10 protein-coding genes are annotated in these 15,439 nt (G+C 54.1%); 5 read left to right on the top strand and 5 right to left on the bottom strand.

Going from position 1 to position 15,439, the window contains the following annotated elements; translation table 11 throughout:
• Both PN477_RS00855 and PN477_RS00860 read right to left on the bottom strand, forming a co-directional pair.
• The coding region (locus tag PN477_RS00855) for a cache domain-containing protein (protein ID WP_272146894.1) at window positions 1-938 on the bottom strand (938 nt) is incomplete at its 3' end.
• Between the two features lie 77 nt (window positions 939-1,015).
• Window positions 1,016-2,215, bottom strand: a complete 1,200-nt coding sequence (locus tag PN477_RS00860; protein ID WP_272117382.1) for an ABC transporter substrate-binding protein — start codon at window positions 2,213-2,215, stop codon at window positions 1,016-1,018.
• 231 nt (window positions 2,216-2,446) lie between these two features.
• Between PN477_RS00860 and PN477_RS00865 the strand changes: the two genes are divergently transcribed.
• Entirely contained in the window at window positions 2,447-3,139 is a 693-nt protein-coding gene (locus PN477_RS00865; RefSeq protein ID WP_272117384.1) for an NUDIX hydrolase, read from the top strand.
• A 287-nt stretch (window positions 3,140-3,426) separates the two neighbouring features.
• Here PN477_RS00865 and adhE read toward each other — a convergent pair whose 3' ends face one another.
• The 3 genes from adhE to purD all read right to left on the bottom strand — a co-directional run bounded on the left by adhE (window position 3,427) and on the right by purD (window position 10,014).
• Window positions 3,427-6,108: a bifunctional acetaldehyde-CoA/alcohol dehydrogenase gene (gene adhE / locus PN477_RS00870; protein WP_272117386.1), complete on the bottom strand. Its 2,682-nt coding sequence runs from the start codon at window positions 6,106-6,108 to the stop codon at window positions 3,427-3,429.
• Between the two features lie 425 nt (window positions 6,109-6,533).
• Window positions 6,534-8,540 carry a two-component system sensor histidine kinase NblS gene (gene nblS / locus PN477_RS00875; protein ID WP_272117388.1) on the bottom strand — a complete coding sequence of 669 codons (2,007 nt, stop codon included), beginning with the start codon at window positions 8,538-8,540 and terminating at the stop codon, window positions 6,534-6,536.
• Window positions 8,541-8,628: 88 nt separating this feature from the next.
• A complete protein-coding gene (gene purD, locus PN477_RS00880) occupies window positions 8,629-10,014 on the bottom strand; it encodes a phosphoribosylamine--glycine ligase (RefSeq protein ID WP_272117390.1) in 1,386 nt (461 codons plus the stop codon).
• Between the two features lie 364 nt (window positions 10,015-10,378).
• Here purD and metG point away from each other — a divergent pair, with 364 nt between their 5' ends.
• The 4 genes from metG (at window position 10,379) to PN477_RS00900 (ending at window position 15,340) form a co-directional block, all read left to right on the top strand.
• The gene (gene metG, locus PN477_RS00885; RefSeq protein ID WP_272117392.1) at window positions 10,379-11,980 is read left to right on the top strand and encodes a methionine--tRNA ligase; all 1,602 of its coding nucleotides are present in this window, start codon (window positions 10,379-10,381) and stop codon (window positions 11,978-11,980) included.
• A gap of 217 nt (window positions 11,981-12,197) precedes the next feature.
• On the top strand, window positions 12,198-12,848 hold the full coding sequence (locus PN477_RS00890; RefSeq protein WP_272117394.1) for a LabA-like NYN domain-containing protein: 651 nt from the start codon (window positions 12,198-12,200) through the stop codon (window positions 12,846-12,848).
• Between the two features lie 22 nt (window positions 12,849-12,870).
• A complete protein-coding gene (lptC, locus tag PN477_RS00895; protein ID WP_272117414.1) occupies window positions 12,871-14,013 on the top strand; it encodes an LPS export ABC transporter periplasmic protein LptC in 1,143 nt (380 codons plus the stop codon).
• 277 nt (window positions 14,014-14,290) lie between these two features.
• Entirely contained in the window at window positions 14,291-15,340 is a 1,050-nt protein-coding gene (locus PN477_RS00900; RefSeq protein ID WP_272117396.1) for a cysteine hydrolase family protein, read from the top strand.
• The last annotated feature ends 99 nt before the right edge of the window (window positions 15,341-15,439 follow it).

The following is a 15,439-nucleotide window of genomic DNA, read 5'->3' on the forward strand; positions in this document are numbered from 1 at the left end:
GCGATCGCGATCGCGATCGCCCCCCCACCCGTCCACAGCATCATCGTCATCAACCTCCCCACCGGAGCATACACCTCCATCACCGGCAACTCCACCACCACATACCACCCGACGCTATACACCAACGCCGCCACCCCTAACACCGACTGGCCCCGTAATCCCTGATAGATCTTGAATTGATGAGCCGGATCACCATACAAAACACGGGAGGCGATCGCATTGGGGAGACGCTCCAATTGAAAACTTTGGTGGGTCTCATCAACATTCCGTGTTTGGGTCAGAATAAGCTGACGGCGATCGACAATATAGATCGACCCATTCCGACCAACGGGGGTTTGGGCAATAATCCCATTCAGGCCTTCTAAATTGACCGACGCAAGCAACACCCCATCCAGTTGATCGGACGCATCATAGAGGGGCGTGGCGATGGTGACCAAAAGGGTTTGGCGATCAGTATCTAACGTCACCGGACTCAATAGCTGTTCCGAGCGACTGAGCACACGTCGCACCATTTGCCGATGGGAAATCAAAAATGCCTGCTCCGCATCTCCGGCTTGATAGGGGGTGACCCCCGCCCGGAATTCACCCTGACGATCAAAGATGGCCACGGCTTCATAGGCATGGTTTGTCCGGGTTAAGCCTTCGAGGAAACGCTGTTGAACATCGGGGTCAATGCGACTCAGACCTCGGACTTTGCTGAAGTAGTTAAACGGATATTGCAGCCCGTTGAGATGGGATTCAATGTCGCCGACGGCGGTTTGGACTCGTGCTTGCTGAAGTTGCCAGGCCTCGTCGAGGTGGGCTTGATAACTTAAGACCGTTAAACTCCCTCCCACCATCAAGACGGTCAGCACAGCGATCGCAACTAAGCCGAATTGAATGAATTGGGTCAGCGACCAAGAGGGGCGCAAGGCTTGACGCAGGGAGGGTGCTGTCATGGTGAACGCAAAACCAAGGGAGCAAGAGCAACGGACGATGGGCGGGTGCGGGGCATGGGTGACTCTGCACCCCAGCCCTACAATTGAATCAATTCAGTGCGGTTTAAATCCAAGGCCAACCCAAAGGCTTGGGGGCCGCCCACGGAGTCTAAGGCCTGCCGCACGAAGGCTGGATCAACCAATTCTGCGGCGGACTGGGTGGGGTCTAGGCTATTTAACCACGGAACGTCCTCTGCGAATTGAGTGGTTTGGCAGGCTTTAATCAGGGCTTCGGTGTAGGAGGGAAAGGGGTAGGGTTGAAAGTCAACGCGGCGCGATCGCCATTCCGGATGTTGAATCGCTCCTTGGCGGCGATAAAAATCATGATCATTATGGGTCAGCACCCGTTCGAGGATGGCGAGGGAATGGGGCATATAGTTGCCCCCGGCTTGGGAGAGCAAATGCGCCAGTTCCGGCCGATTCCATTGGGCCCACTGTTGGGCCTTGACGACGGCATTCACAATTCGTTGTGTCCAGTCGGGCCGGTTTTGCACGTCATCATCATGCATCAGCACCACACAACAGGCGTGGTCTTTCCACACATCTCCTGTCAGCCGCAGGATCTTGCCGCTTTGCCGGGTTTCGGCGGCGGAGTTGTAGGGTTCTGCGACGATGTAGCCGGCGATCGCTTCGAGTTGGAGCGCATCGAGCATATCTAAGGGCGACAACACCTGTAAACCCACCTGATCGGCGGCCACCCTGTCCCCTGGTTGTTGGGCCATGGGGGTCAGGCCGTGATGACGCAGGAGCATTTGCAGCACCACATTATGGATCGAGTACCACGAGGGGATCGCCAGCGATCGCCCACCAAAATCCGTCACCTGATTCACCGTCGGCAGCACCGTCAAGGCCGACCCGTTGGTGTGGTTCCAGGCCACCACCCGACTGGGAAACTGTGCCCCATAGCGCATCCAGATCGCCGTTGGCATCAGAATATGGATCACATTCACCTCACGATCCATAAACCCTTGGGCGATCGCCGCCCAGGAACGGTAAGACTTGGGCCGCGAGGCTTCTAAGCCCTCCGCCCGATAAAAGCCTTTATCGTAGGCCGCCAACAAGGCCGACGCATCGGTAATCGGCAAATATCCCACCCGGACAACGGGATCATCAACGGGGGGCCGCCAGCGATCGCAACTGTTCAAGAGGGCGGCTGTTCCCATCGATGCTGCCGCCAGACCACTGTAGCGCAGCCATTGACGACGGGTCAGGCGTGAATTGAAACGAGGAGAAACCATGGCAATCAAAACCTACAGAGGTTTGGATAGGGTCTGTTCTAATCTAATACCCATCATTGTGACGAAACTGCGATCGCTCCACCGTACTCCAGCCCACAAAATCCTCGGTTGATCCGGGGAACCTCTGGGGAAACACGGCAAGAGGATGTCAAAATGACTCCACCCTAGCACAGTTGCATCGGGACAAAATCAGCGTTAGGCTTAATCGGGTCAGTTTAGAGACCCTCGCCCATGGCCTATTGTTACGATTTCCCCCGCCCGGCCCTGACCGTTGATTGTGTTGTCTTTGGGCTCGATGAGCAAAACAGTTTAAAAGTGCTCCTGATTCGGCGTAACCTTCCCCCCTTCAAAGGGGAATGGGCCTTACCCGGCGGCTTTGTTCGTTCCGATGAAACCCTCGAACAGTCGGCCCGACGCGAACTTGGCGAAGAAACCGGTGTCAAGGATATTTTCTTAGAACAGCTTTATACCTTTGGTGCAGTGGAACGTGATCCCCGCGATCGCATCATCACCGTCGCCTACTACGCCCTCGTCAACCTCACCGAACACACAATCAACGCCACCACCGATGCCGACGAAGCCAAATGGTTTCCCATTGATGCCCTGCCTAGTCTCGCCTTCGACCATCTCCACATCTTCCAACAGGCCCTCCAACGCCTCAAAAGCAAACTCCGCTACGAACCCATCGGCTTTGAACTCCTGCCCCAAAAATTCCCCCTCTCCCAGCTTCAGCACCTCTACGAAACCGTCCTCGGCAAACCCCTCGACAAACGCAATTTCCGCAAAAAGATCCTCAAAATGGGACTCCTCACCGCCCTCGAAGAATGGCAAACCGATGTGGCTCACCGTGCCGCCCGTCTCTACGCCTTCAACCCGGAACAATACCAAGAGTTAAAACAGCAGGGGTTTAATTTTGAACTGTAGGCGGGTTGGAGTTTGAGCAGGGGTTTAATTTTGAACTGTAGGCGGGTTGGAGTTTGAGCATTGATTTGGCAGGAGTTTGAGTATTGATTTGGTTGGAGTTTGAGTATTGGTTTGTGGCAGGAGTTTGAGCATTGATTTGTGGCAGGAGTGAGCCAGAGGCTCACACTACCCTGCCTGGACTCTTCTGTCGTATGAGCGTCTAGCTCGCTGCCCTGATCAGGGGGATCAAAGGCCAGCGAGCCGTTGTCCGGTCTGGATCAGCAGTGGCCCCTGGGAGGCGGGAGGAATTAGGATACCGGATGGAGATCGTGGCCGATTTCGGTGGGGTGGTCGGTATGACCAAGGGCGGCGCTGATCTCGGTGGCGAATTCTTCCGAGAGGCGGCCATGATAGGCATCCATCAGTAGGGACTTAATATCGTTAATCAAAGGATAGCGGGGGTTAGAACCGGTGCATTGGTCGTCGAAGGATTGATCGGCCAATTCCTCTAAACGGGCTTGGAATTCTGAGGCGCGATCGCCCAAAGCATCCTTCAAACTCGTGGGAATTCCCACCTGTTGCTTCAACGCTTCAATGGCGATGATCAACTGATTCACCTTGGCCGCTTCATCCTCACCCGGTAGCCCTAAATAGCTGGCGATGCGGGCGTAGCGCCATTTCGCATTCGGGTATTTATATTGGGAAAATGTGGCCTGTTTAAAGGGCGCATCGGTGGCGTTATAGCGGATCACATAGGTGATCATCAACGCATTGGCCATGCCGTGGGGAATGCCAAACATCGCCCCCAATTGGTGGGCCATGGAGTGACAAATTCCCAAGAAACCATTGGCAAAGGCCATGCCTGCGATCGTGGAGGCATAGTGCATTTTTTCGCGGGCCTTCGGATTCGCTGCCCCTTCATGGTACGCAGCCGGTAAATATTTGAAGATTAACCGCGTTGCCTCCAAGGACAAGCCATTGGTATATTCCGAAGCCAACACCGATACATAGGCCTCCAGGGCATGGGTGAGGGCATCAACACCCCCATAGGCGGTTAGGGATTTGGGCATGTGGCGCACCAGATCCGCATCAATGATCGCCATACTGGGGGTGAGGGCGTAGTCCGCGAGGGGGTATTTAATTTGTTTTTTGCGATCGGTCACCACCGCAAAGGGCGTGACTTCAGACCCCGTGCCAGAGGTGGTGGGAATCGCCACAAGTAAGGCTTTCGACCCCAAGGGCGGCAGGTCATAAACCCGCTTACGAATGTCCATAAACCGCATCGCCAAGCCTTCAAATTCAATTTCCGGATGCTCGTACAGCAGCCACATAATTTTCGCCGCATCCATGGGAGAACCGCCGCCGATCGCAATAATCACATCCGGTGCAAAGCGACGCATCCGGTCTAAGCCCCGATTCACCGTCTCCAAGGAGGGATCAGGCTCCACATCGTCGAAAATATCGTATTTCAGCCCCATATCATCGAGCACATCTTCTAGGGATGCCGTTAACCCCAGGTCGTAGATCGGTTTATCGGTGATGATAAACGCCCGCTCTTTCCCGGCCAAATCTCGCAGGGCCACGGGTAAAGACCCCGGCTTGAAGTAGATTTTCGGCGGGACGCGAAACCAGAGCATATTCTCGCGCCGCTCGGCGACGGTTTTGATGTTGAGGAGGTGATGGGGTTCGACGTTTTCGCTGATCGAGTTGCCGCCCCAAGTTCCACAGCCGAGGGTGAGGGACGGGTCAAGGCGGAAGTTGTACAGGTCGCCGATCGCACCTTGGGACGAGGGCGTATTAATCAGCACCCGCGCCGTTTGGACGTTGTTTTCAAAGCGGCGGATATGGTCGAGGTTATCGGGGGAGGTGTAGAGGACGGCGGTATGGCCACGGCCCCCTAGTTCCACGAGGGCTTCGGCTTTGTCTACCCCGGCGAGGAAGTCCGGGACGCGATACATGGCCAGGATCGGGGACAGTTTTTCCTGGGCAAAGGGTTCATCAAGGCTGACTTCCTCCACTTCCCCGATTAACACACGGGTTTCGGGGGGGATCTGAATGTCGGCGATCGCGGCAAGTTTTTCCACGGGTTGCCCGACAATATCCGCATTGAGGCGACCGTTCACGATGATTTTGGCGCCGAGGCGATCGCGCTCCTCCGGCGTAAGAATATAGGCCCCCCGATGGCGAAATTCCGTTTTCACCGCCTCATAGATCGAATCAACGACAATCACCGACTGCTCACTAGCGCAGATCATCCCATTATCAAAAGTCTTACTGAGGATAATCGACGACACCGACAGCTTAATATGGGCGGTTTCATCAATCAGCGCCGGGGTATTGCCAGCCCCCACCCCTAGGGATGGATTTCCCGACGAATAGGCCGCCCGCACCATGCCAGGCCCCCCCGTGGCGAGGATTAAATTAATCTTGGTGTGCTGCATCAGGGCTTGGGACAGGGGCACAGTGGGTTCATCAATCCAGCCGATAATGTCAGCGGGCGCACCGGCGGCCACGGCAGCATCGCGGATCACCTTAGCGGCGGCGATCGTGCAGTGCTTGGCGCGGGGGTGGGGCGAAAAGATGATCCCGTTGCGGGTTTTGAGGGCGATTAAGGCTTTAAAAATTGCCGTTGATGTGGGGTTAGTGGTGGGGACAATCCCGGCGAGGAGTCCCACGGGTTCGGCAATTTTTTGAATTCCAAAGGCTTGATCAACTTCGATAATGCCGCAGGTTTTTTCGTGCTTATATTTGTTGTAGATAATTTCGGACGCAAAATGATTTTTAATCACTTTGTCTTCGGTCACCCCCATCCCGGTTTCCGTGGCGGCCAGTTTGGCAAGGGGGACTCGTGCGGTATTGGCCGCGAGGGCAGCTTGCTTAAAAATAGCATCCACCTGCTCTTGGCTAAAGCTGGCATAGGTGGATTGGGCAGTTTTAACCCGTTGAATCAGGTCTTCAAGTTCTGGGATTGTGGTGACAAAACTGGACATAAGTAATGATGTTGGGAGGACTAAATACGGTCTGGTGGCGAGAACGGCAACCTAGGCTGGACTGGGCTTCATCGTGTAGAGCGATCGCTAAACAGTCAAGGCAAAACCCGATCACCCAGAGGAGAAACTCAATTCCCGCCTAGGTCAATGAAGGCGAGTCGGCCATTGCATGAGCGTGTGATGCAGAGATACCCGTCATCGTGAGATATAGCACTAGCCAGAGCGGTTAGGACATTCAGAGACTCTGGAACAAGGGGCTTAAGCCCCTTGCCTGTCCGCATGCCCTTGTTGATTGCTATACATTTCATCATTGTGTTGAGATCGCTTCGGCGGTTGCTACCGTCATGGTCGCGTAGAATATCGCCAACCCATCAAGATTGAAGATGGGCTTAAGGTTTAAGCGAATTGCTATCACCCCCAAATCCCTACGGTGAAGACTGGGCCGGGGCGAGGGACATCGGCGTTTCCATCAAGGCATTCTCGTCACTATACACTTCCAATTCAAACCAAAACGTACTGCCAACACCCACTTCACTAATGAGATGAACCCGGCTATGGTGCTTTTCGATAATATTACGCACAATCGACAGTCCTAGCCCCGTACCTTCTAGGGTATGCACCCGATTTTCAACCCGGAAAAATCGTTCAAAAATGGCATTTTGGTCATCGGGATCAATGCCGGTTCCAGTGTCTGCCACCTCAATTCGCACTTTTTGGGGTTGGTTGGGTAAGGGCGCATTTTGATCCAAAAGATAGGACAAAATCGCCACCTTGCCCCCCGACGCAGTGAACTTCAAGGAATTCCCCACTAGGTTCGCCAAGACCTGCAAAATTAAATCATAATGCCCCAACACCAGCGGCAAATCGGGGCTGATCTGTTGCAGCAATTCGATCCCCTTATCCTTCGCATTGAGTTGATAGGTGCGGAGGGTTTGCTCAATGGGGCGGGAGATTTCGATCGCTTCTAACTGATAGGCATTACTCGATTCGAGCCGGGAGAGGTCTAACACATCATTCACCAACCGCGTGAGGCGATCGGTTTCATTGTTCGCCGTTTTGAGAAACTCTTCCCGCTCCCCTTCCGTGAGTTCGTTGCCGTATTCGTACAGGGTTTCAATGAACGATTTGATATTAAACAACGGTGTGCGCAGTTCATGGGAGACATTACTAATGAATTGGCTTTTCGCTTCGTTGAGTTCCACTTCGCGGGTAATGTCTTGAATCGTCATCGCAATGCCTTTCACGGATTCGCGATGTTGGTCAAACACTTGGGTGAGCAAAATCCGAATCGTGCGTTCGGTGGGAGAGGAGAGGGTGACACGAAATTCATCCCCATCGCGGTGTTTATGGTCATCGGCGGCGGCCTGTTCAGCGGCTTCTGTGAGGGGGATCAGGGGGGACTTGATGTGGGTGACGTGGTAGAGGGGACGGGTGAGTTTGACGGTGACGGGGGGAGGAAGATGGTGAAGCACATTGTCGCCGATTACATCTTTGCCTTCCCAATTGAAGATGCGGCGGGCGGTGGGGTTGACGAGGATGATATCGAGGTCGGTGTTGAGGAGGACGGCTCCATCGGCAATGGTGGAGACGAGGGTTTCGAGTTTGGCTTTTTCGGCGGTGAGTTCTTCGATGTTTTGTTCTTCGTAGGATTTGAGCCGTTCGGCCATTTCGTTGAAGCTGAAGATCAGTTCACCGAGTTCGCCACCGAGGGGGAGGTTAATGCGTTGCTGAAAGTTACCGGCGGCAATATTTTTGACTCCGACGAGGAGTTCTTTGATCGGTTTGGTGATCGTGAGGGCATTGAAGACGACACCGAGCAAGACCATGGCCCAGATCGAAATGAAGACGGCGATCGTGACATCACGGGTGAGGTTGGAGGAGGCGACGACGGTGGGGTTGGGGTTGATCCCGATCGCAAGCACCCCCAGGTATTTTTTTTCATGGTGGAGGGGGACAAAGACATCGGTGACGGGGCCGTCAGGGGTGAGATGTTGGCGCACCAACGGCAGGGCGCTGTTGGTGGCGTATTGTTCTGGGAGTTGAATCCGGCGTTGGATCGTGAGGGAGTTTTGGACTTCGGCTTCGCTGTAGGGGATGCCGAAGAAGATTTTGCCGGCTTCGTTGGCGTAGAGGAGGTAGCGAATGGAGGAGGTGCTGCTGTAGAAGCGGCTCGAAAAACGGGCCGCTTCTCCGAGGTTGTCATCGGCGATCAGGGGGGCGACGTTGGCGGCGAGGAGGAGTCCTAAATCGCGCCCGAAGCGAGTGTCATTCAGCCGTGCGTCGTGTTGGATGGTGTTGACCGCCCAGAAGGTGACGCTGCTCATAATTAATGAGACGACAAGGGTTGCCCCGGCCATGAGCCGAGTTTGCAGGGTGAACTCTGACCACCACTGATGAAGAATGGCGCGGATCTGTTTGAAGAACGCTAACAAGGCTTACCTGGGGACAATGGCTGAGAGGTGATTAATGGTGAGAATATTGGGCTTCATTATATCGGAACTTTCTAAAGATCCAGTGGGTTTAGTCGGGTTGGGGGCTGTCTGCGGCTGGGCTGGGGGGGGTGGCGATCGCTGTTTCGTCCTCTGACTCAGGGGTGACGGCTGCGGCTTCAACGCTTGCGGCTGGGGTCGGCTCTGGGTCTGGTTGGGGGCGCAAGCGGTGGGCGATGTCCCGGCGATAATACATGCCTTCAAATTCGATGGCGGCGATCGCATCGTAGGCCGTCGCGATCGCCCCCTCAAAGTCATCCCCCAACGCCGTCACCCCCAACACCCGGCCCCCACTGGTGAGCACCTGTTTTTGGCGGCGCTGCGTCCCCGCATGGAACACCAAGGCCCCTCGCTCTGCCGCTGCCTCGATTCCCGTAATTTCATCCCCGCGCCGATATTTACCCGGATACCCTTCCGCCGCTGCCACCACACAGACCGCACAGCCCGCTTCCCATTCCAAGGGGGGTAGTTTTTCCAGGGTTTGATTCACACAGGCCAACACCACCGTTTCCAAGGGCGTTTTCAGGAGCGGCAACACCACCTGCGTCTCCGGATCACCAAACCGACAGTTAAACTCCAACACCTTCGGATCACCAGACTCCGAAATCATCAAGCCCGCATAGAGCACCCCGCGATAGTCAATCCCTTTCGCCTGCAATGCGCTCAAGGTCGGGGCAATAATCTCCCGCTCGATCCGTTCCATTAATGCCGGAGTCACCAGGGGAGCCGGGGCATAGACCCCCATGCCGCCGGTATTTTCCCCCGTATCCCCTTCGCCAATCCGTTTATGATCCTGGGCGGGGATCAAGGTGCGGAAGGTTTGACCATCGGTGATCGCAAAAATCGAAACCTCTTCCCCGGTGAGATATTCTTCCACCACCAGGGTTTTAAAGCCTTGCTCCCAGAGCAGATCCACCGCTTCGAGGGCGGCGGCGATCGTCTCTGCGACGATCACCCCTTTGCCGGCGGCCAGGCTGTCGGCTTTGACGACGAGGGGGGCGGTTTGGGTTTTGATGTAGGTTTTGGCGGCTTCGGTGTTGGTGAAGCATTCGCCCTTGCCCATCGGCACGCCTGCTTTGGCCATGAGGGTTTTGGCCCAGATTTTGCTCGCTTCGATGCGGGCCCCTGCTTTGGTGGGGCCAAAAACGGGAATATTTTGGGCTTGGAGATAGTCGGCAATGCCGTCTGCGAGGGGAACTTCGGGGCCAATAATCACGAGGGACATGCCTTGCACGCCGGCAAAACGGGCAATGCCGTCAAAATCGCTGACATTCATGGCGATGTTTTGGCATTTGGGCACGGTGGCAGTGCCGCCATTGCCGGGAATGCAGAGAATTTGTTTGACGCGATCGGATTCTGACAATTTGAGTGCGATCGCATGTTCACGTCCCCCACTCCCCACAATCATGATTTTCATAGCTTTTACGTGCGCCCTCTGGATCAAAACTAGACAGTGTCGTGATGAATTCTAACTCTATCTGTGCGTCTTTTCGTTCATTTCTCCTAAAATGCAGCCAGGGAATCACAACAGAATCCTTGCAAGTATGACGCTGTGATTTTGCGATCGCGGCTCCTCTCCTCCGTCCCATTCCAGACCCTCCCCCAAGCCCCCCGCCCCACTGTTTTTAGCCAGCCAACCCGTTAGAACTCTGCCTCCATTGCTCAGATTTCCTGACGAGATCAACAGGTTTCCAACCCTCTTTTTGGTAGGATTAGACTTTCTCAGTCATGAATGCTGGAGTCTATGCCGCATTCTTAAACTCACCCTGAACATCGCCATCATGTCTTCCCCGGATCGCCCTTCATTTGCCATCACCACACCCCTGTACTATGTCAATGCCGCCCCTCACATTGGCAGTGCCTACACAACGATGATTGCCGATGCGATCGCCCGCTTTCAACGGTTGCGGGGTCAGGATGTTCTGTTCATCACCGGCACCGATGAACATGGCCAAAAAATCCAACGCGCCGCCGAAGATCAAGGCATTGATCCCCAAACCCACTGCGACCAAATCGCCGCCCAATTTGACCAACTTTGGACAAAACTAGACATCCAATACGATCGCTTCAGCCGCACCACCGCCCCTCGCCATCAGGCGATCGTCAATGAATTTTTCGATCGCGTTTGGCGCAAAGGTGATATCTACCTCTCCAAGCAACAGGGCTGGTATTGCGTCGCCTGCGAAGAATTCAAAGAAGAACGCGACCTCCTCGCCGATCACCACTGCCCCATCCACAGCACCAAACCCGTCGAATGGCGCGACGAAGACAACTACTTCTTTCGCCTCTCTAGCTATCAAGACCGCCTCGAAGCGCTGTATCGCGATCGCCCCAACTTCATCCAGCCCGCCTCCCGCCGCAACGAAGTCCTCAACTTTGTCTCCCAAGGCCTGCAAGACTTTTCCATTTCACGGGTCAACCTCACCTGGGGATTTCCCCTTCCCCAAGACGACACCCACACCCTTTACGTCTGGTTTGATGCCCTCCTCGGCTACATCACCGCCCTCCTCGACCCCGACACAGAACCCACCCTAGACAACGCCCTCCGCCACTGGTGGCCCATCCACACCCACCTGATCGGCAAAGACATCCTGCGTTTCCACGCCGTCTATTGGCCCGCCATGCTCATGGCCGCCGACATTGATCCCCCTCAGCAGGTTTTTGGTCATGGTTTCCTGACTAAAGAGGGGCGCAAAATGGGCAAAAGTCTCGGCAATACCATCGACCCCATCGACCTTGTCAATCGCTATGGCGCTGATGCCGTGCGCTATTACTTTCTCAAGGAAATTGAAGTGGGCCAAGACGGTGACTTTAGTGAAACCCGCTTTATTAACGTCTTAAATGCGGATCTCGCCAACGATCTCGGAAATCTCCTGAATCGCACCTTAGGCATGATGAAAAAATATTGTCAGAGCACAGTACCCACGGTAGATCTCAGCGTCTATAGCGATACCCATGCCCTCGCTCAATTGGGACGGGGCTTAAGCGATCGCATCATCCCTGCTTATGAACAGTATCAGTTCAATCAAGTTTGTGAAGACATCTTTAACCTGATTCGCACCGGCAATAAGTTTATTGATGACCAAGCCCCGTGGAGTCTCTACAAACAAGGCCAACAAACCGAAGTTGAACAAGTTTTGTATTCTGTTCTAGAATCAGTGAGACTCGCCGCCTACCTTCTGGCTCCAATCATCCCCAATCTCAGCAGCAAAATTTATCAACAACTCGGATTTGACATTGAATTTAACCACCAAGCAAGCCTCTCAACCCAAGCCCCCTTTGCCCTGCATTGTCAGTGGGGACATCTCCCCGGCGGACAGCTTTTAGCACAGCCGAGTCCTGTCTTTGCGAAGTTAGAGTCTCTCCCCATTGCCGAATCGTAGGTTAGTTCCGCTTTTTTAATCACGGGGTCTACCCAAAGCTGAAGCAAACACAGTCCTAGATTCACAAAACGCCATCTTGATCGATTAGCCCCAATTCGACAATTACTCAATTACAATGGGGTTAACTTTATCGATCATTTTTCATTAAATTTTCAAGCAGACTCTCTCTTAATTTTTTAACACATTTTTAACATTTAACAAACGAGGCTTATCACAAATGATTGAAGATTATTTTGGTGAAGATCCAGTATTTCCACCGGAACAGGTACTGGAAAATAGAGGACGTGTCGCCATTTTCATTGATGGGTCTAACCTGTTCTATGCGGCGCTCCAATTGGGGTTAGAGATTGACTACACGAAACTGCTCTACCGCTTGACGGGGGGATCTCGTCTGCTGCGATCGTTCTTCTACACCGGCGTGGATCGCACCAACGAAAAGCAGCAGGGCTTCCTGTTGTGGATGCGGCGCAATGGCTACCGGGTCATTGCCAAAGACTTAGTGCAGTTGCCCGATGGCTCCAAAAAAGCCAACCTTGATGTGGAAATTGCCGTGGATATGATGTCCCTGGTGCAGTCCTACGACACGGCGGTGCTTGTCAGTGGGGACGGCGATCTAGCCTATGCGGTGGATGCGGTCAGCTATCGCGGCGCACGGGTGGAAGTGGTGAGTTTGCGATCGATGACCAGTGATAGTTTAATCAACGTGGCCGATCGCTATATCGATTTAGACCAAATTAAAGAAGACATCCAAAAGCAACCGAAACATCCCCACCCTTCGACTTCACCTAACTCGTCAAACCATTATCCCCGTAGCTTTCCGGGCATCAAAGTTGTTAATGAAGAGAAAACGTTACCCGAAAAGAATTAGCGTGGGGTGCTGTTTCTTGGCTGTGGCCCTGGGGATAACGGCTTGTCGGCCGCCCGAACGGCCCACGTCTTCTGAGGCAACCCCCCAGGAGGCAGGGTACGAGGAGCAATTAATTCTGACGAATGCCACCTTGGAAAATGCTGATGAACAGGGTGAGATTGTTTGGAAGGTGAATGTTGAACGGGTTGTTTACAATGATGAGTCCAAAAATGCTGTGCTCACGGCGGTAACGGGCAATTTTTTGCAGGATGGTGAAGTGGTCGTACAGATCCAGGCGGATGCTGGCGAGATTAGTGATTCGGGGAAGCATATTAAGCTGCGGGATAATATTGTGGCGACAGACCCCCGCAATGGCATGGTGCTGCGGGGTGATGTGCTGGATTGGTTTCCGGATCAGGGGTTGATTAAGATTCAAGATTCATTCCAGGGGAATGATGAAGATCTGAATGTGACGGCGACGACGGCGCAGTATTGGAGTCGAGATCAACGTGTTGAGGCGATGGAAAAGGTGGTGTTGACGGGGACCAAAACCCCGGTGCAGGTGCGCACGGAAAAATTGGTGTGGGAGTTGCCGCAAAAACGGATTAAAAGCGATCGCGCCGTGATGATCGACCGCTACGATCCGCCCTCGGAAACGGCTGAGGCTGAGACAGACGGTGCGGAAAAACCCGCGCCTGTGGTGAGCGATCGCATCACTGCCGGTCAGGCAGAATTCAACCTCGAACAAAATACCGTCATCCTTAAAAAGAACGTCGAATCTCGCTCCGTTGACCCTCCCCTGCAAATTGCCTCCAATTCCATCCTCTGGAATCTCACCGCCCGCACCATCCTGTCGGATCAACCCGTCACCATCATCGATCGCAAGGATCAAACCACCCTCACCGCTAATAGTGGTCTAGCCAACCTCAACGATGAGATCATTCGCGTCACCGGCGGCGCGAGGGGAATTAATGCCCGCCAAGACTCCGACCTCTATGCCAACCAAATCATTTGGAATATTGGCCCCCAACGAGTCGAAGCCACCGGAGATGTGATTTATAAACAGGCAGACCCACCCCTCCATCTGATGGGGTCGCGGGCGGTGGGAACCCTCAATAATCAGCGGGTAGTGGTCACCGGGGGCGGCAGCAATAATAGTCGTGTCATGACGACGATCATTCCCTAGTGCCCTGTCAACGCAAAAAATCAGAATGCTTGTCATATCACCGCACACCTGAAGCGGTGGGTTACGGCAGATTGCTAGATTGCAGTGATGGCGGGAGTTTAAGCTGCCTAGCCCGCCCTACAGGAAAGTAACGCACCGTCACGTTGAGCATTGAGGGAGCAGGTCATGGGTGACCTGTTTTTTTTGACTTGACATTGTGTTTTTTAGACACTATCTTGGTTAGTGTAAGTAAGCACACAAAGCTGACTTGCAAACGAGTTACCCACCGAGAGGTACTATGAGCCTGACCATCACCACTCAATTGCCGATTCCGTCCTTCTTTGACCCTCAGAGCCTCCGCGAGGTGTGGCGTGTCCCCTATCAAGACCGGGCCCAGCAGGCTCAGGACTGGGCGAAACTCCACGGCATCACCCCTGCGGCCAAAGACACGACCCGTCTGTGTTTGATGGCGATCGATGTGCAAAATACGTTCTGCTTGCCGACGTTTGAATTGTTTGTCGGGGGGCGATCGGGGACGGGAGCCATTGATGATAATGGGCGACTGTGTGAGTTTATCTATCGCAACCTCAACCGGATTACGGAAATTGCGCCGACCCTCGACACCCACACGGCGATGCAGATTTTTCACCCGATTTTCTGGGTGAATGATGCGGGGGAACATCCGATTCCGGCGGCGACGATGATCACCTATGAGGATGTTTGCAATGGGGTCTGGAAGGTGAATCCAGGGATGACCTATAGCCTGGCGGGGGGGCATTATCTGGCATTGCAAAAGCACGCGCTGCATTATGTTAAGCAGTTGAGCGATGAGGGGAAATATCCCCTGACGGTCTGGCCCTATCACTCGATGCTGGGGGGAATTGGCCATGCGATCGCATCAGCAGTAGAAGAGGCGTTGTTTTTCCATGCGATCGCACGTCACAGCCAAACCCGGTTTGAAATTAAAGGCGGCAATCCGTTAACGGAAAACTATTCGGTGCTGCGTCCGGAGGTGCTAACCGGGGCGGACGGTCGTCCCATTGCTCAGAAAAATACGCGCTTTATTCAAAAGCTGTTGGATTTTGATGCGGTGGTGATTGCGGGGCAAGCGAAGAGCCATTGTGTGGCCTGGACGATTGACGACCTGCTCACGGAAATTCAAGCCCAAGATCCCACCTTGGCGCAAAAAGTGTATCTCCTGGAAGATTGCACCTCATCGGTGGTGGTTCCGGGGGTGGTGGACTTTACCGACCAAGGCAACGCCGCATTTCAACGGTTTGCCGATGCGGGGATGCATCTGGTGAAGTCTACTGATCCGATTGAACGATGGCCGGGGCTTGATCGTTAAGGCGTATTGAGCGATCGCATCCCCTCCGCTTGAGTGCGATCGCCCCGGCTCCCAGCACCGATTTGAGCGACCCCCTCCGGTCATCGCTCACCGCTACGG

The organism is Spirulina subsalsa CS-330 (assembly GCF_028330765.1).
Classification (GTDB): Bacteria; Cyanobacteriota; Cyanobacteriia; order Cyanobacteriales; family Spirulinaceae; genus Spirulina; species Spirulina subsalsa_A.

Coding starts and splice junctions, on each gene's coding strand:
- PN477_RS00865 (WP_272117384.1), top strand. CDS start 2,447: ATGGCCTATTGTTACGATTTCCCCCGCCCGGCCCTGACCGTTGATTGT.
- PN477_RS00890 (WP_272117394.1), top strand. CDS start 12,198: ATGATTGAAGATTATTTTGGTGAAGATCCAGTATTTCCACCGGAACAG.
- adhE (WP_272117386.1), bottom strand. CDS start 6,108: ATGTCCAGTTTTGTCACCACAATCCCAGAACTTGAAGACCTGATTCAA.
- purD (WP_272117390.1), bottom strand. CDS start 10,014: ATGAAAATCATGATTGTGGGGAGTGGGGGACGTGAACATGCGATCGCA.
- PN477_RS00860 (WP_272117382.1), bottom strand. CDS start 2,215: ATGGTTTCTCCTCGTTTCAATTCACGCCTGACCCGTCGTCAATGGCTG.
- metG (WP_272117392.1), top strand. CDS start 10,379: ATGTCTTCCCCGGATCGCCCTTCATTTGCCATCACCACACCCCTGTAC.
- PN477_RS00900 (WP_272117396.1), top strand. CDS start 14,291: ATGAGCCTGACCATCACCACTCAATTGCCGATTCCGTCCTTCTTTGAC.